This window comes from Xanthomonas sp. CFBP 8151 (genome assembly GCF_011761885.1).
GTDB classification, from domain to species: domain Bacteria; phylum Pseudomonadota; class Gammaproteobacteria; order Xanthomonadales; family Xanthomonadaceae; genus Xanthomonas; species Xanthomonas arboricola_B.
This window is the reverse complement of sequence record NZ_JAASQZ010000001.1, coordinates 907,285-923,682: the sequence shown is the minus strand read 5'-3', so window position 1 is coordinate 923,682 and position 16,398 is coordinate 907,285. Positions and strand designations below refer to the sequence as shown.

Below are 16,398 nucleotides of genomic sequence, written 5' to 3'. Positions count from 1 at the left end.
TGATCCTTTCCCGTTCCGCGTCGTGCTCACGCCGGCAGCTTGAAGTCGGCGACCGAACGGCGCAGATCGGCCGCGAGCTGAGCCAGGTTGCCGATCGACTCGGCCGTCTGCTCCGCACCCTGCGATGTCTGGCTGGTGATCTGACGGATCACGCCCATGGTCTGTGTGATGTCCGTCGCTGCGGCCGACTGCTGGTGCGCGGCGATGGAGATGTTCTTGATCAGGTTGTTCAAGGCGTTGGACACGCGCTCGATTTCGGTCAGCGCGGTACCGGCGTCTTCGGCCAGGCGTGCACCGGACACCACTTCGGAGGTGGTCTGCTCCATCGAGCTGACCGCTTCGTTGGTATCGGCCTGAATGGTCTGCACCAGGCCTTCGATACGCCGGGTCGCACTGGAGGTGCGTTCGGCCAGGCGCTGCACTTCGTCGGCCACCACCGCGAAACCGCGACCGGCCTCGCCCGCCGAGGCGGCCTGCACCGCAGCGTTGAGCGCCAGGATGTTGGTCTGCTCGGAAATGTCGTTGATCAGTTCCACGATCGAGCCGATCTCCTGCGAGGACTCGCCCAGGCGCTTGATGCGCTTGGAGGTTTCCTGGATCTGGTCGCGGATCTGGTCCATGCCCTGGATCGTCTCGCGCACCACGCCGGCACCTTCGGCGGCGATCACCACCGAGCGCTGCGCCACCTCGGCCGATTCGGTGGAATTGCGCGACACCTGTTCGATGCTGGCAGCGATTTCGCTGATGCGCTCGGAAGCGGTGGTGATCTGGTTGGCCTGCTGCCCGGCTGCGTCGGCCAGCTGCATCGCGGTGGCCTGGGTTTCCTGGGTCGACACGGCGACCTTGGCCGAGGTGTCGTTGATCGTGGTCACCAGGTGGCGCAACTCGTCCACCGCGTAGTTGATGGCGTCTGCAATCGCGCCGGTCATGTCCTCGGTCACCGAGGCCTTGACGGTCAGGTCGCCCTCGCCGAGCGAGCTGATTTCGTCCAGCAAGCGCATGATCGCCTGCTGGTTGCGGCTGTTGAATTCGACCTGCGCCTGATAACGCACGTCCTGCTCGCGCGAGCGCATCCGCACCGAGCTCCAGACGAAACCAATGATCGCCAGCAGCGCCAGCAGGCCGGACACCACGCCCAGCCAGAAGTTCGGAAACAGGCGCGTGTCGCGCACCGAGCCGAACGCCGAGAACGCATCGAACAGCTTCTTGCTGTCGTCCAGCATCTTGTTCGAACCGGCGGTCAGTGCGGCGGCCGAGGATTGCGCGGCGAACAGGTTGCGCGAGCTGGCCAGGATGGCGTCGACGTCCTTCTTCATCGTCACCCACTGGGCCTGCGACTGCTCCAGCGCCGACAACGCGGCCGGATTGCGCACCGCGGCGATCCCGAGTTCGTCGTTGCCTGCGCGCAGGCCCTCGAGCATCTGCGTGAACACCACCGAGTCGCGCGCCAGCGCATCGCCGGAGGCGGCGGCATTGGCGCCACCGGCGCGCATTTCGGTCACCCGGCGCGCCATGGTGCCGGCAACCACGACCTGCTGCAGCGTGTTGTAGATCTGCGACGCGGGCGCGCCGCTGACCGTCATCGCGCGCACCACTTCGTTCAACTGCGCCTGCAACTGCGGCACGCTGCCGGAGAAGCGTTCGGCATTGCCGGCCAGCCCGAGCACCGCCGGTTCGCTGGCAATGACCTGATCGGCGTTCTTGCTCAGCGGCACCCAGGTCGCCTTGAGCTGGGCCATCGCACCGGCGACCGAACCTTCCTGGCCGTAGCGGCCATCCAGTTCGCTGACCGTGCTGTCGATGCGGCCCTTGGTCTCCTTGAACGCGGCGAACGCCTTGGGGTCACCGGAGACCGCTTCGCGGCCCTGGTTGGCCAGCTGCTGCGACAGCACCTGCAGATCGGCCGCGCCGGTGCCGGCACCGGCCAGGCGACTGCCCTGCCAGGTGGCGACGCCGGTATTGGCGCCGAACACGATCATCGACAACACCAGCAAACCAAGCCAGAAGCTGGTGCTGACGCTGCCGAGCTTGTTGGTCTTGCGGGCGTCCGGGGCGGTACTCATGGTTCGACCTCGATCTGTATGACGTGGCGGGGTCGCGGCTTAGGCCGCGGCTTGCCGGAATTCAGGAGTGCGCGACAGCAACGCCAGGGAGAACACACCCCAGTCCTGCGTCTCGTTGCGGAAGGCACGGTCGATGAAGTGGGCGTAGCGGCCTTGCGCCAACTCGCCGGGTTCGACCGCCTGGACCTGCTCGAAGCTGCGCTGGCCGTACAGCTCATCGATGGTCAGCGCGACGTCGCCGCCGCTCTGGCGCATGATCAGCACGCGCTGGCCTTCCTGCAGCACCGTCCGTCGGCCCTCCAGGAACTGCTTCAGATCGATCACCGGGAACAGGTTGCCGCGCAGGTTGCCCACGCCCAACAGCCAGGGCTGTGCGCCCGGCACCGGCGTGACCGGCGGCATCGGCACGATTTCCGCGACTTCGCGGAAATCCGAGACCAGGCGCCGGGTACCGACGCGATAACCGACGCCGCGCCAGATGTCGGCCGAGAACTGGCGTTCCGGCAGCGGCGTGGCGTGCGCAAGACTACGACGCTCGTAGTCTTCGAGAATGTCGAATGGAGAACGCATCAACGCACCAGTTGTTCGATGCGGGCGATCAGATCGTCTTCGCGCGGCGGCTTGACGATGTAGTCGCTGGCACCCTGTCGCAGACCCCAGGCCTTGTCGGTCTCCATGCCCTTGGTGCTGACCAGCAGCACGGGGATGTCCTTGGTGGCCTGGTCGCGCGCCAATGCGCGCGTTGCCTGGAAGCCGCTCATGCCGGGCAGCACCACGTCCATCAGCACCAGATCGGGCGCCTGGCTGCGAATCAGCGCAAGTCCCTCCTCGGCATTGTCGGTGGCGACGACCGTATGGCCTGCTTTTTCCAGCCATTGACTGAAGACTGCCCTATCGGTGGGCGAGTCCTCGATCAATATAATTCGAGCCATGTTGCCTTTCCCCCTGGTCAGGCGTGGACGTACGTGCGAATCGCGCTCAGTAGTTCTTCACGTGTGAACGGCTTGGTCAGATATTGCTCGGAGCCGACGATGCGGCCGCGTGCCTTGTCGAACAGGCCGTCCTTGGACGACAGCATGATCACCGGCGTCGACTTGAAGAGCTGGTTGCCCTTGATCAACGCGCACGTCTGGTACCCATCCAGACGCGGCATCATGATGTCGACGAAAATGATCTGAGGTTGCTGGTCGGCAATCTTGGCCAGTGCCTCGAAACCATCGGTCGCTGTCACTACTTCACAGCCTTCCCGCTTCAGCAGCGTTTCGGCGGTGCGGCGAATGGTCTTCGAATCATCGATCACCATCACCTTCAGTCCTGCGAGTTCCCCACCCGCAGCAATGTTTTCAGTCATGCAAATATCCCCGGACGCGCGACGCTTCTTCCCTTCCGGCGTCGCTACGAAACTACATGTATATCCCAAGACCCGCATCGACTGTCAAGGGTACGTTGCCGGGGGCCCGCCAGGCGGACGTTCCGACCGTGTGCAGCTGCGGGGGCGACCGGCAAGTCGCGCACTCACGACCGGCCGGGCGCGCCATCGCCCACCGCTTGAAGTTACCATCGGCAGCCTGTTCTAGAGGTTTAGCTCCCCATGTCGCTCGACGTCGTTGTGGTGATGGATCCCATCGCCTCCATCAAGATCGCCAAAGACACCACCTTCGCCATGTTGCTGGAAGCGCAGCGGCGCGGTCACCGCCTGCAGTATGTGCGTCCGGGCGGACTCAGCCTGCGCGAGGGACGCGCGGTGGCACAGGTCGCGCCCTTGAGCGTGTGCGAGGACAAGACCGGCTGGTTCACCCTGGGCGAGTTCGCCGAACTGGCATTCGGCCCCGGCCAGGTGGTGCTGATGCGCAAGGACCCGCCGGTGGATGCGGAGTTCGTCTACGACACCCAGGTGCTGAGCGTGGCCCAGCGCGCCGGCGCGCAGGTGGTCAACGACCCGCAGGGCCTGCGCGACTACAACGAAAAACTGGCCGCGCTGCTGTTTCCGCAATGCTGCCCGCCGACCCTGGTCAGCCGCGATGCGGCGGCGCTGAAGGCCTTCGTGCTCGAACATGGCCAGGCTGTGCTCAAGCCGCTGGACGGCATGGGCGGGCGTTCGATCTTCCGCAGCGGCACCGGCGACCCCAACCTCAACGTGATCCTGGAAACGCTGACCGACGGCAATCGCAAGCTGACCCTGGCGCAGCGCTTCATCCCCGACATCACCGCCGGCGACAAGCGCATCCTGCTGGTCGATGGCCAGCCGGTGGACTACTGCCTGGCACGGATTCCGCAGGGCGACGAATTCCGCGGCAACCTGGCCGCCGGCGGGCGTGGCGAAGGCCGGCCGCTGTCAGAGCGCGACCGCTGGATCGCCGCGCAGGTAGGCCCGGAAATGCGCCGCCGCGGCATGCGCTTCGTCGGCCTGGATGTGATCGGCGATTACCTGACCGAGGTCAACGTCACCAGCCCCACCTGCGTGCGCGAGCTGGATGCGCAGTTCGGCCTCAACATCGCCGGGCTGCTGTTCGACGCGATCGAGGCCGGCGCGGCGCAATGAGCGCGGCCGCGGCACCGGCTCCCATGGACGAGCGGCGACGGTTGACCGCGACGCTGGTGATCTCGCTGCTGCTGCACGGCGCGCTGATCCTGGGCGTGGGGTTTGCGGTCAGCGAGGACGCTCCGCTGGTGCCGACGCTGGATGTGATCTTCAGCCAGACCAGCACCCCGCTGACGCCCAGGCAGGCCGATTTCCTGGCCCAGGCCAACCAGCAGGGCGGCGGCGATCACGCCACCGCGCAACGTCCGCGCGACAGCCAACCCGGGGTGGTGCCGCAGGACCGCAGCGGGCTGGCACCGCAGGCGCAGCGTGCAACCACGGTGCAGGTGCCGGAACCGACCCAGACCCGAGTGGTGGCCAGTCGCCGCGGCGAGCAGACCGTGCCCACACCGCAGCCGAACCCGCAGACCGACCCGCTCTCGCCCACCGATGCGCAACGCGTGCAGCGCGACGCGGAAATGGCGCGACTCGCTGCCGAGGTGCATCTGCGCTCGGAACAATATGCCAAGCGTCCCAATCGCAAGTTCGTCTCGGCCAGCACCCGCGAGTACGCCTACGCCAACTACCTGCGTGCCTGGGTGGACCGCGCCGAGCGCGTCGGCAATCTCAATTACCCGGACGAAGCGCGCCGGCGCCGACTCGGCGGCAAAGTGGTGATCAGTGTGGGCGTGCGCCGCGACGGCAGCGTGGAAAGCAGCCGCGTGCTGGTCTCCAGCGGCACCCCGACCCTGGATGCGGCAGCGCTACGGGTGGTGCAGCTGGCGCAGCCGTTCCCGCCGTTGCCCAGGACCAAGGACGACGTGGATATCCTGCAGGTCACACGCACCTGGCTGTTCCTGCCCGGTGGCGAACTGCACGACGATCGTTGAGCCGTCGCGCGTGCCGACAAGGACGCGTCTTTCTGCGGCATGCCTTTCCGGCAGACTGTATTGGCCGATGCGCGACGCGGCGTTATGCGAGCTGCGCAGCTGCGTATAGCCGATCGGCCAGCTCGACGATCGCATCCGCATCCTGCACGCGCGCGCGCCAGGCGGCAGGAATCCCGTCGATGCCATGGAACGCACCGGCCAGCTGACCGCAGATGGCCGCGGTGGTGTCGGCATCGTCGCCCAGGTTGGCCGCACGCAGCACCGCATCGGCGAACGTGTCGGTGGTGGCGAAGCACCAGAGCGCCGCCGACAACGCATCCACCACGTAGCCGGTGCCGCGGATCCGTGCGGCGGGAACCGCACGATGGTCGCGCGCCGACAACGCACGCAGCGCCGGTGTCGACAGCCCTTCGCAGCGGGTCTGCAACACCTGCTGGCGCTGGCCGCCGAGCAACGCGGCACGCAACTGGAAGGCGAACAGCCGGCAGGCATCCAGCGCTTCGTCGGCGGCATGCGTGGTGCGCGAGCTGTCGGCGGCGCGCTCGCCCAGCTGGTCGGGGCGGTGCGCGTAATACATCGCCACCGGCGCCAGCCGCATCAGCGAGCCATTGCCGGCCGAGCGTGGATCGGTGCTGCCGCTGAAGGCCGGGCCGCCATCCAGATAGCGCTCCAGTGCCTGCCGCACGGTCGCGCCGATGTCGAAGCAGGTGCCGGTGCTGCTGAGGTAGCCGTGCTGGTACCAGTTGCAATAGCGGTTCATCTGGTCGGCGGCGTCGAAGCCCTGCCGATGCAGCAGGCTGTGCGCCAGGCACAAGGCCATCGAGGTGTCGTCGGTCCACTGCCCGGCGCGCAGCGCGAACGGGCCGCCGCCGCGCATGTCGTCGATCGGCGTGAAGCTGCCCGGCGCGCAGAATTCCAGCGTGGTGCCCAGCGCATCGCCCACCGCCAGGCCCAGCAGGCAGCCGCGAAAACGCGCGCGCTGCAGGTCGTCGGTCACGGCGCGGCGCCAGCGGCCCTGGCAGCGCGTGCGGCCTGCTGCTCGAGCAGGGTCAGCGCCACGTTGTCGCGCAGATACGCCGGCTCCACCCGCTCCGGCGCCACGCCTTCGCCGCGCAGCAGCGCCGGCACGGCCAGCGTGAGCAGATCGGCGGCATGCGGCAGTGCGGCGGCATCGATGCTGCTCAGCCGGGTCGCAAAGCGCTGTTGCAGCAACGCCTCGGCAGCGGCGAATCCGCTGCCGACACCGGCAAAGCGGTGCAGCGTGTCCGGCACGACGCATTGCTGCGGTGCGCAGACCACTTCCGGCATCAGCTCCCGCAGCGTGTCGCCGCCGCGCGTGAAGACGCCGGCATATACCTCGCCCATGCGCGCATCGATGCAGGCCAGCACCTGCGTCGCCTCGGCGGGCGCGCGCAGCGCCAGCACCTGCAGCGTGGACACCGCCAGCACCGGCACGTCCAGCCCCAGCGCGATGCCCTGCGCGATGCCGATCGCCAGACGCACGCCGGTGAAGGCGCCCGGGCCACGACCGACTGCAATCGCATCGAGCTGGCGGCGCGCGATGCCGGCGTCGGCCAGCAGTTGCTCGGCCCATGGCAGCGCCAGTTCGGCATGGCGACGCGGCGCCAGTTCGAAGCGCTCCAGCACGCGGCCATCCACGTGCAGCGCGACGGAACAGGCTTCGGTGGAGGTCTCGAACGCAAGCACTTTCATGGCAGGACCGCAGGCAGGAAGGGGACGCTCACGCGTCGCCGAACGGCAACGCGAGCACGCCATTGTCGCCCACCGGCTCGGCGACGCCAAAGAACGCGCGCACGTCGCCGATCTCGCGGGTGCGCGCAAACGGCGGCAGCGAATTCATGAAGGTGCGGCCGTAGCCCTTGTTCACCAGCCGCGGGTCGCACAGCACCAGCACGCCGCGATCGGTTTCGCTGCGGATCAGCCGGCCCACGCCCTGCTTGAGCGCGATCACCGCCTGCGGCAACTGCTCGTCGCGGAATGGGTTGCCGCCGTCGCGGCGGATCGCATCCAGGCGCGCTTCGAACACCGGGTCGTCGGGCGCGGCGAACGGCAGCTTGTCGATCACCACCACGCTCAAGGCATCGCCCACCACATCCACGCCCTCGCGGAAGCTGGCCGACCCCAGCAGCACGCCGTTGCCGGAAGTGCGGAACCGCTGCAGCAAGGTGGCACGCGGCGCCTCGCCCTGCACGAACAAGGGCCACGGTGCGCCGCGCAATGCGTCGGCCGCCTCGCGCAGCGCGCGGTGCGAAGCGAACAACAGGAATGCGCGGCCGTTGGAGGCGTCCAGCACCGGTGTCAGCGCCGCGATCAGCGCCGTGCCGAACCCGCGCGCTGCGGGATCGGGCAGATGCGGCGGTAGATAGCACAGCGCCTGGCGCGCCCAGTCGAAGGGACTGGGCTGCAGCAAGGTCACCGGATCGCTCAGGCCCAGGCGCTGCGCGATATGGTCGAACTCGCCGCCCACCGCCAGCGTGGCCGAGGTGAACACCCAGGCCGCATGCGATTTTTCGCGATGCTCGCGCAGCGGGCCGGACACATCCAGCGGCGTGCGCTGGCAGCGGAATCCGCGCGGGCTGAGCTCGTACCACAGCACATCGTTGTCGACGGTCTTCGGCAGCTCCTGGTCGAAATCCGGCACCGGCGCGTCCTCGCCCAGCCACCGCGACAGCCGCGCCAGCGCTTCCTGCGCACGTGCACAACAGCCGTCGAACCCGGGCGAGGCCTCGCGCAACGGCAGCAAGGCCTCGCCCAGCCGCGCCAGCGACGACAGCACCGCATCGAATCCTTCGCGCACCTGCGGCCTGGCCAGCGCGCGCCATTGGGTGCCGCGTGACGGCAGGCCTTCCATGCCGGCACGCAGGCCGCGCAGGGCCTGGTCCAGGGCCAGGATCGGTTCCTGCAGGCTGGCCTGCGCACCGGCGACCAGGCGCGCTTCGACCATGCAGTCGCGCGCCAGTTCCTGCCACGGCCGCATGCCGAAACTCTCGCCGAAGAAGTTCGCCGCCAGTTCCGGCAGCTGATGCGCCTCGTCGATGACGAAGGCCTGCGCGCCGGGCAGGATCTCGCCGAAGCCTTCCTGCTTGAGCGCCAGATCGGCCAGCAGCAGATGGTGGTTGACCACCACCAGGTCGGCCGCCTGCGCGCGCTGGCGCGCCTGCACCACGAAGCATTCGCTGTAGAACGGGCATTCGGTGCCCAGGCAGTTGTCGACGGTGGAGGTCACCAGCGGCAGTAGCGGCGAATCGTCCGGCAGCGCTTCCAGCTCGGCCATGTCGCCGAACTGGGTGCGCCCGCTCCAGGCCACGATGCGCTGAAACTGCGAGACCTGCTCGGGCGTGGCAAGGCGCGGCTCGCCGCGCGCCTGCTGGGTGCGGTACTTGCACAGATAGTTCGCGCGGCCCTTCAGCAGTGCGCTGCGCAGGCCGATGCCGAGCGCGGCGCGCACGCGCGGCAGGTCGCGATGGAACAACTGGTCCTGCAGCGCGCGCGTACCGGTCGAGACGATGGTCTTCAGCCCCGACAGCAGTGCCGGCACCAGATAGGCGTAGGTCTTGCCGGTGCCGGTGCCGGCTTCGGCCAGCAGCACCTCGCGTGCCTCGAACGCCTCGGCGATGGCGCCGGTCAGGCGCAACTGCGCAGCACGCGGCGCGAACGCATCGAGCTGACGCGCAAGCGCCCCGCCCTCGCTGAGCGCCTCGATGCTGGCAGTGGCAAGTTGAGACATGGGACCGGATGCTGGGGCAGGAAGCGCGACAGCCTAGCGCGTGCGCGGTGATGCTGTGTGGGTTGCGCGGCGGAGGTGGCAATGGCCGCGTAACCGGCCCTTACGCCTCACGGAGGACCGCGAGGCAACGCTGGCAGTCGTGCGCGGGCAGCAACGGCGCGCGCCGAGCAAGTGCTTGCGGGCGATACAGACCGCACCGCACGCCGGCTGCGCCTGCCTTGTTGCAGGCGCAGCCGGCGGCGTCGCCGTGCTCAGTAGCGCTTCACGCCGGGCACCGTGCACCCGGCAATCTGCGACTTGGCCGAAGCGGCGTTTTCCTTCTCGCCGCGCGCCAGACGCGATTGTTCGATGGTGGCCCAATGCCGACGGCACAGCGGCCCGGTCTTGGAGCCCAGCTCGATGGCCTGCCTGGCGAAACGCTCGGCGGCAGGCCAGTCGGCCTGCAGCACCGCCACTTCGGCACGCTCCTGCAGGATGGCGGGATCGCCGGAGACCAGACCCACGGCCTGATCCAGCGCCGCCGCCGCGCCGGCCAGATCGCCGGCCTGTCGCTTGCTCTTGGCGGCCTCGCGCAGGTCGTCCACCTGCGGGTCGCGCAATGGCTGCACCGACAGCTCGGTGTCGTCGACGCCGGCCTCGCGTTCGATCAGCAGCAGCCGCTGTGTCGGCGTCGTCGGGTCCACCGGGGTCGGCGGCGGCACGGGTGGCGCGCTGACGCAGGCGGTGAGTGCGGCAGACACGCCAGCGAGGGCAAGCAAACGGTGCAGTCGGTTCATCAGGTCACTCCAGTCAACGTGCAGGTGCAGCCGCGGCGGGTGCCGGCGCAGGGTCTTCCGGCTTCTTTTCCAGACCGAAGAAGCGACGCCAGCCACCACCGCTGGATTGCTCGGCCGGCGCGGATGCATCGCCGGGCACGCCTTCGATCGACGGTGCATTGCCGGCACAGGGGGCGTAGGCCGGCGTGAAACCGACCACGAACGGGAACTGACGCGCGCCAGGGCAACCGGCATCGGTCACGCCGGTACCGGCCGCGTCCACCCACTGCCAGTCCAGGCCCTTGCCGCTGACCTTCAACGGCGCACTCGGCAGCCGCGCGAAGATGCTCGACCACACCCGCATCGCGCCGGTGGCGCCGTATAGGCCGGTCTGCGCGTTCTGGTCGTTGCCCATCCAGATCACCGCCAGATGGTCGCCCGTGTAGCCGGCGTACCAGCTGTCGCGGCCGTCGTTGGAGGTGCCGGTCTTGCCGGCCGGCGACAGCCGGCCCAGGCCATCGCCCAGCAACTGCCGCGCGGTACCGCCGCTGACCACCTGCTGCAGGGCGATGCTGATCAGGTTGGCCGCCACCGAATCGCCCTCCTGCGCCGGTGCCGGGGTCTTGTCGTAGCGCTTGAGCAGCTTGCCCTGCGGATCGAGCACGCCGCGCACCGCATGCAGCGGCTGGATCTCGCCACCAGCGGCCAGGAACTGGTACAGCTGCGCCATGCCGTACGGGCTCTGATCGGTGGCACCGAGGATCAGCGAGGGATTGGTGTCGGCCTTGATGCCGGCCAGTACCTGGATCAGCTGCGCGATGCGCTCCGCGCCGACCTGCATGCCCACGCGCACCGTGGCCTGGTTGTAGGAATGCGCCAGCGCATCGATCAGCCGCACCGTGCCGTGACTGCGGTTGTCGGAATTGCCCGGCGACCAGGTCTTGCCGCGGCTGAGCTGCACCGTCACCGGTGCATCGTCGACCCAGCTGGACAGCGCCCAGCGGTCCGGCGAGGCCAGCGCCAGCAGGTACACGAACGGCTTGAGCAACGAGCCGACCTGCCGCTGCGCTTCGACCGCGCGGTTGAAGCCCGGCTTGGCCACGTCGCGGCTGCCGACCACCGCCAGCACGTCGCCGTTATGCACGTCGGTCAGCACCAGGCCGGCCTGCAGCGGGGGGCGCTTCTTGTTATCCAGCCGCTTGATGGTGCCGGTGACCGCGCCTTCGGCATAGGCCTGCGCGGACGGCGACATGCCGGTGAGCACGCTCATGCCGGCGCCCTGCAGCACGCCTTCCGGGTAGTCGTGCGCCAGCTGGCGCCGCACCAGATCCACATAGGCCGGGAAGCGGTTGGCCGCGACCAGGCCCGGCTCGGCGGGCACGCCCAGCGGTGCGGCCAGCGCGCGCTTGTATTCGGCCGCGTCGATCAGGTCGTTTTCGTGCAGCTTGCCCAGCACGAAATTGCGCCGATCCAGCGCGCGCTCCGGGTTGCGTCGCGGGTCGTAGTAGGACGGCCCCTTGACCAGGCCGATCAGCAAGGCGATCTGCTCGGTAGTCATCGAATTGAGCTCGCGACCGAACCACAGCTCCGCGCCCGAGGACACGCCGTGGATCGCCTGCCCGCCACGCTGGCCCAGGTAGACCTGGTTGAGATAGGCCTCCAGGATGGTGCGCTTGTCGTAACGCGCCTCCATGATCACCGCGTAGAGAATTTCGTTGAACTTGCGGGTGAGGGTCTGTTCCTTGCCGATGCCGAGCAGGCCGCTACGGGCCAGCTGCTGGGTCAGGGTGCTGGCGCCCTGGCGGACCTGGCCGCCGGAGCGCGCCATGATCCAGGCCGCGCGCACCATGCCGCTGAGATCGATGCCGTGGTGGCTGTTGAAGTCGCGGTCCTCGACCGCCTGCAGGCCGGTGACCAGCAGCTCGGGCACTTCCTCCATGCGCACCAGACGCCGTTCTTCCTGCTTCTGCCCATACAGCGTGGCGATGCGCGCCGGGTCCAGCCGCGCACCCTTCAGCGCCTTGCGGTCGCCGGCGTCGCGCAGGCTGGCAATCCGCCCGCCGGAGAGGCCGACCTCCACCCGCCGCGCGGGCACGCGCCCATCCACATCGATATAGCCGCGGCTGGCGATGGTGAAGCGGCTGCCGTCCTGCTGGTAGGTGCCGGCCAGCTTGGCTTGTCCGTCGTCACGGTACGAGGCGGCGTCCAGCTCGGTCTTCAACGTCGCCGCATCCAGCGCATTGCCCGGCGCCAGCACCAACGGCCGCCCGTACACCCGGGTCGGGATCTGCCAACGCAGCTCGCCGAAACGCTGGGTGACCTGCTTGTTCAGATACACCGTGTAGGGAATCAGAAAACCGAGCGCCAGCGCGAATGCCGCAAAGGCCCAGACAATCAGCCTGCGTTGCCAGCGGGAGCCTTGCTCGGTGGAGTCGTCCTCGAAATCGTCGGGAGCGTCGTTGTCGTGGCGTCGGGGCACAGGGATGCGAGAATGTAGAGTCCGGCGAGTCTAGCGCAGCGCTGTCGTGGTTGTGGTCGGCCGGCCCCGCTGACTTAAGAGCGGCTAACAAAGCGGCAACGCTCGCCGTCAGCGGGCACGGACCGTCTTCGGCATCTGCGGGTACCCTGCGTACCCTGCGGTTGCCTTGTGCCGTCCTCGCCGCCTGTCGACTGCTCGCCGGGTGTTCTTCGCCACGCCACATCTGGAGGTCCAACGGAATGTCGATGTCCCTGGCCGATGCACGCTATCTGTTCAATCGCGTGCTTGGGCTGATTCACCGCAGCGTGGCAAGCATGCGCACACGCGGCTGGCGCGCCACCTGGCAGCGCATTCGCGTACATACGCAGGCACCGCCGGTGGCGCTCGGCACGCCGCTGTGGTTGCCGGAGGCGGCGCCGTTTGCCGCGTTCGCGGTTCCGTACAGCGACACCCCGCGCGTGACGGTGGTGATTCCGGTCTACAACCACATCGCGCACACGTTGGCGTGCCTGCGCTCACTGGCCGCACATCCGCCGCTGCTGGAGGTGAAGATCATCGTCGTGGACGACGGCAGCAGCGACGCCACGCAGGCGCAGCTGCCGCAGGTGCAGGGGCTGCACTACCACCGGCGCGCCAGCAATGGCGGCTTCATCGCCGCCTGCAACGACGGCATCGCACTGGCGCGCGGCGACTACGTGGTGCTGCTCAACAACGACACCATCCCGCAGCCCGGCTGGCTGGATCGGCTGATCGACACGTTTGCCCAGCACCCCAGTGCCGGGCTGGTCGGCGCGCAACTGGTGTACCCGGACGGACGCCTGCAGGAATCCGGCGGCGTGGTGTTCGCCGATGGCAGCGCCTGGAGTTACGGTCGCTTCGAATCGGCCGACGACCCGCGCCATGCCTATGTGCGCGCGATGGACTATTGCTCCGGCGCGGCCATCGCGCTGCCACGCGCGTTGTTGCAGACGCTGGGCGGGCTGGATCGCCGCTACATGCCGGCGTACTACGAAGACACCGATCTGGCGTTTGCGGTACGTGCGGCCGGCTACCGGGTGCTGGTGCAGCCGACCAGCGTGGTGGTGCACGACGAGGGCACCAGCAATGGCACCGACACCCGCACCGGGGTGAAGGCGTATCAGGTGCGCAACCAAGGCGTGTTCGCCGACAAGTGGCAGCAGGCCCTGGCAACGCAGCTACCGGCCGGCACGGTCCCCGGACCTGCGCTGCTGCATCGCGGCCAACGCCAGGTGCTGATCCTGGACGAATGCGTGCCGCAACCGGATCGCGACTCGGGTTCGTTGCGGCAGTTCAATCTGATCCGCCTGCTATGCGAAGAAGGCGCGCACGTGGTGTTCGTGCCGACCCGCCGCGAACACGCCGGACGGCACACGCAGGCACTGCAGCAACTGGGGGTGGAAGTCTGGTACGCGCCGTTCCTGGACGGTATCGGCAGCTGGCTGCGCACGCACGGCCCGCGGTTTGCCGTGGTGCTGCTGGTGCGTCACCACGTTGCGCATGCCTGCCTGCCGCTGCTCAGACGATACGCCCCGCAGGCCCGCACCCTGTTCGACACCGTCGATCTGCATTACCTGCGCGAGCGCCGCGGCGCCGAGCTGGCCGGCGATGCCAACCTGTTGCGCGCGGCCGAACGCACCCGCCTGCGCGAGCTGGAGATCATGGCCGCCACCGATGTCACGCTGCTGGTCTCGGCGGCCGAACAGGCGCAGCTGCAGGCGGACGCACCGCAGATCCGCACCGCGCTGCTTTCCAACCTGCATGAGGTGGCCGGCAGCGGTCGCCGCTTCGAGCAACGCCACGACCTGGTGTTCGTCGGCGGCTTCCGGCATCCCCCCAATGTGGATGCGGTGCAGTGGTTCATCAGCGCGATCTTTCCGCAGGTGCGCGCGCAATTGCCGGAGGTGATCTTCCACTGCATCGGCGCGGACATGCCGGAGGCGCTGACACTGCTGGCCGACGAATGCCCCGGCGTGCGATTGCACGGGCATGTGCCGGATCTGCTGCCATTCATGGAAAACGTACGCATCGCGGTGGCACCGCTGCGCTTCGGTGCCGGCGTCAAAGGCAAGATCAATCTGAGCATGGCGCACGGGCAGCCGGTGGTCGGCAGCACCTGCGCGGTGGAAGGCATGCATCTGCGCGACGGCGAGGACGTCTGCGTGGCCGATGATGCCGCTGACTTCGCCGAGGCGATCGTGCGCCTGTATCGCGATGCGGCGCTGTGGCAGCGTCTGGCCGATAACGGGTTGCATAACGTGGCCCGGCATTTTTCGCTGGATGCGGCGCGTGGCACGGTGCGCGCGCTGTTTATTGCGGAGTGAGTGTGCGCCGGGCGCCCAGGGATGGCGCTGTGGGTGGCGCCGCCGCAGACAGCCGCTGCGTCAACGCTGTTCCGTCACGGCCTTGACCCGGCGCGCGAACTCGGCCAATTCCGGCAGCCCCGGATCCAGCTGGTGCGCCTGGTCCTGCGCGCGCCGTGCGAAGGCGGCGTCTTCCTGTCCCAGGCGTTCGCTGCCCACCGCAACCCAGCGCTGCGCAAGACGGCGGCGCGCGCCGGGCAGTGCATCGCCATTGGGCGTCAGCGCCTGCCACGCATCCAGACAGCCGCGCGCGGCACGCAGGCGGTTGTTGCGCAGCTCGTCCTCGAAGCAGCGCTGACTGGCCGGCACCACACGTGCGGCGGCCTGCAGCACGCGTGGATCGTGCGGCGCCAGCGCCTGTGCGGCACGCACCGCGTCGTAGGCACTGGCGCCGGGCGGCGTCATCCATTGCTGCTGCGCTTCGGCATCCGTCACCCGTTGCAGCAGCGCGCGCAGGCGGCGCTCGCGGGTAGCGCGCGACAGCCCGGTTGCGGGGCTGCGTTGGGCATCGCGTGCACGCGCAATCGCCTGCTCGGCCTGCGCGATCGCTGCGGCGCCGGGCAGCAAGGTCTTGGCTTCCTGCAGCGACTGCAGCGCGGCGTCGAACCGGAAGTCTGCCGCCTGCCGGCCGGCTTGCGCGGCATATTCGCCTGCTACCTGCTCCAGCCCACGCTGGGCGCCCGCATCCGCCGGCTCGGCTGCCAGCACTGCAGTGAAATCGCGTGCGGCCGGTGCCAGCCGGCCACGCCGCAACAGGCCCTGCGCACGCTGACGGCGTTGTTCCAGCACACGGTGGTAGTGACCTTCGGTCAGCGGCACATCGGCATGCCCGGCATCGTAGTGCCTGGCGGCGGCCAGCAACATCGCCGCATCGGCCAGCGCGTCGCGCGCCAGTGCGCGGCGGGCCTGCGCCAGCAGATCGGTCAGGGCGTCCTCGCGCCCTTCCAGCGCATCGGTGCGGTCTGGCGCCAGGGCCAGGATGCGCTGATACAACGGCAGCGCGCTGTCCGGGCTGCCATCCAGGCGTCCTTGCTGTTGCGCGGACACCGCCTGTGCGAACAAGGCGTCCAACCCGGCCTGGCGCGCCTGCACCTCGCGCAAGCGCAATGCCACCGGTGCGATCTGCGCCTGCGGCACCTCCAGAGCGCCCGCCAGCGTCAGCGCGCGCTGTGCAGCAGCGGTGTCCCCGGCCGCGATCGCCGCACGTGCCTGCACCACGGCGGCGGCACCGGTGCGCGCCAGCCCGGCGCGGGCCTCATCACGATCGCCGTCCAGCGCAAGCGCGGCAGCGAACAGTTCGCGCGCGCCGTTGCCGTCGGCTGCACTGAGGTGGCCGCGCGACAGCGCCGCATCGCCCCGTTGCAGCAATTGCTGGATGCGCGTGTCCGGCCATAGCCAATCAGCCAGCGGCTTGCGCAGCACGACCGTGGCCAGCAAGAGACAGGCGCACGACGCCAGCACCACGCGCCATAGCGCGCGGCTGCGCAATGGCGCCCAGAGACGAGGCGACCGGGCCCAGCGCGGAAGCGGGAGCATGCGGTGGCGTCCGTCCTTGGCGCGA

13 protein-coding genes are annotated in these 16,398 nt (G+C 68.8%); 3 read left to right on the top strand and 10 right to left on the bottom strand.

Translation table 11 applies throughout. The features are described from left to right. Positions 1-26 precede the first annotated feature (26 nt). Genes FHT08_RS03875 through pilG form a run of 4 tightly spaced genes read right to left on the bottom strand, consistent with a single transcriptional unit; the run spans position 27 to position 3,414 of the window. Positions 27-2,063: a methyl-accepting chemotaxis protein gene (locus FHT08_RS03875; RefSeq protein ID WP_104536036.1), complete on the bottom strand. Its 2,037-nt coding sequence runs from the start codon at positions 2,061-2,063 to the stop codon at positions 27-29. A 39-nt stretch (positions 2,064-2,102) separates the two neighbouring features. Beyond that, positions 2,103-2,633 carry a chemotaxis protein CheW gene (locus tag FHT08_RS03870; RefSeq protein ID WP_003482487.1) on the bottom strand — a complete coding sequence of 177 codons (531 nt, stop codon included), beginning with the start codon at positions 2,631-2,633 and terminating at the stop codon, positions 2,103-2,105. Next, positions 2,633-2,995 (bottom strand): response regulator, encoded by a 363-nt coding sequence (locus FHT08_RS03865; RefSeq protein WP_104536037.1) that lies wholly within the window; start codon positions 2,993-2,995, stop codon positions 2,633-2,635. Before FHT08_RS03865 ends, FHT08_RS03870 begins: the two co-directional genes overlap by 1 nt. 17 nt (positions 2,996-3,012) lie before the next feature. Further along, complete coding sequence (pilG, locus tag FHT08_RS03860) at positions 3,013-3,414, bottom strand: twitching motility response regulator PilG (RefSeq protein ID WP_024711139.1); 402 nt, start codon at positions 3,412-3,414, stop codon at positions 3,013-3,015. Positions 3,415-3,654: 240 nt separating this feature from the next. Here pilG and gshB point away from each other — a divergent pair, with 240 nt between their 5' ends. Both gshB and FHT08_RS03850 read left to right on the top strand, forming a co-directional pair. Next, the gene (gene gshB / locus FHT08_RS03855) at positions 3,655-4,605 is read left to right on the top strand and encodes a glutathione synthase (protein ID WP_104536038.1); all 951 of its coding nucleotides are present in this window, start codon (positions 3,655-3,657) and stop codon (positions 4,603-4,605) included. Further along, on the top strand, positions 4,602-5,474 hold the full coding sequence (locus tag FHT08_RS03850) for an energy transducer TonB (protein ID WP_104536039.1): 873 nt from the start codon (positions 4,602-4,604) through the stop codon (positions 5,472-5,474). The genes gshB and FHT08_RS03850 overlap by 4 nt, the downstream gene beginning before the upstream one ends. 82 nt (positions 5,475-5,556) lie before the next feature. On the opposite strand, the gene FHT08_RS03845 is transcribed toward FHT08_RS03850, so the two are convergent. The 5 genes from FHT08_RS03845 to mrcB form a co-directional block, all read right to left on the bottom strand. Continuing rightward, a complete protein-coding gene (locus FHT08_RS03845) occupies positions 5,557-6,471 on the bottom strand; it encodes an ADP-ribosylglycohydrolase family protein (protein WP_104605678.1) in 915 nt (304 codons plus the stop codon). Then, positions 6,468-7,187: a tRNA (adenosine(37)-N6)-threonylcarbamoyltransferase complex dimerization subunit type 1 TsaB gene (gene tsaB, locus FHT08_RS03840; RefSeq protein ID WP_166774346.1), complete on the bottom strand. Its 720-nt coding sequence runs from the start codon at positions 7,185-7,187 to the stop codon at positions 6,468-6,470. Before tsaB ends, FHT08_RS03845 begins: the two co-directional genes overlap by 4 nt. A 28-nt stretch (positions 7,188-7,215) precedes the next feature. Next, the gene (locus FHT08_RS03835) at positions 7,216-9,222 is read right to left on the bottom strand and encodes an ATP-dependent DNA helicase (RefSeq protein ID WP_104536042.1); all 2,007 of its coding nucleotides are present in this window, start codon (positions 9,220-9,222) and stop codon (positions 7,216-7,218) included. A gap of 251 nt (positions 9,223-9,473) precedes the next feature. Then, positions 9,474-9,998 carry a hypothetical protein gene (locus tag FHT08_RS03830; RefSeq protein ID WP_104536043.1) on the bottom strand — a complete coding sequence of 175 codons (525 nt, stop codon included), beginning with the start codon at positions 9,996-9,998 and terminating at the stop codon, positions 9,474-9,476. Between the two features lie 13 nt (positions 9,999-10,011). Beyond that, complete coding sequence (gene mrcB / locus FHT08_RS03825) at positions 10,012-12,456, bottom strand: penicillin-binding protein 1B (protein ID WP_104536044.1); 2,445 nt, start codon at positions 12,454-12,456, stop codon at positions 10,012-10,014. Positions 12,457-12,695: 239 nt separating this feature from the next. Here mrcB and FHT08_RS03820 point away from each other — a divergent pair, with 239 nt between their 5' ends. After that, entirely contained in the window at positions 12,696-14,798 is a 2,103-nt protein-coding gene (locus FHT08_RS03820; RefSeq protein ID WP_166774345.1) for a glycosyltransferase, read from the top strand. A 60-nt stretch (positions 14,799-14,858) separates the two neighbouring features. On the opposite strand, the gene FHT08_RS03815 is transcribed toward FHT08_RS03820, so the two are convergent. Further along, positions 14,859-16,373, bottom strand: a complete 1,515-nt coding sequence (locus tag FHT08_RS03815) for a hypothetical protein (RefSeq protein WP_166774344.1) — start codon at positions 16,371-16,373, stop codon at positions 14,859-14,861. Positions 16,374-16,398: the final 25 nt, after the last annotated feature.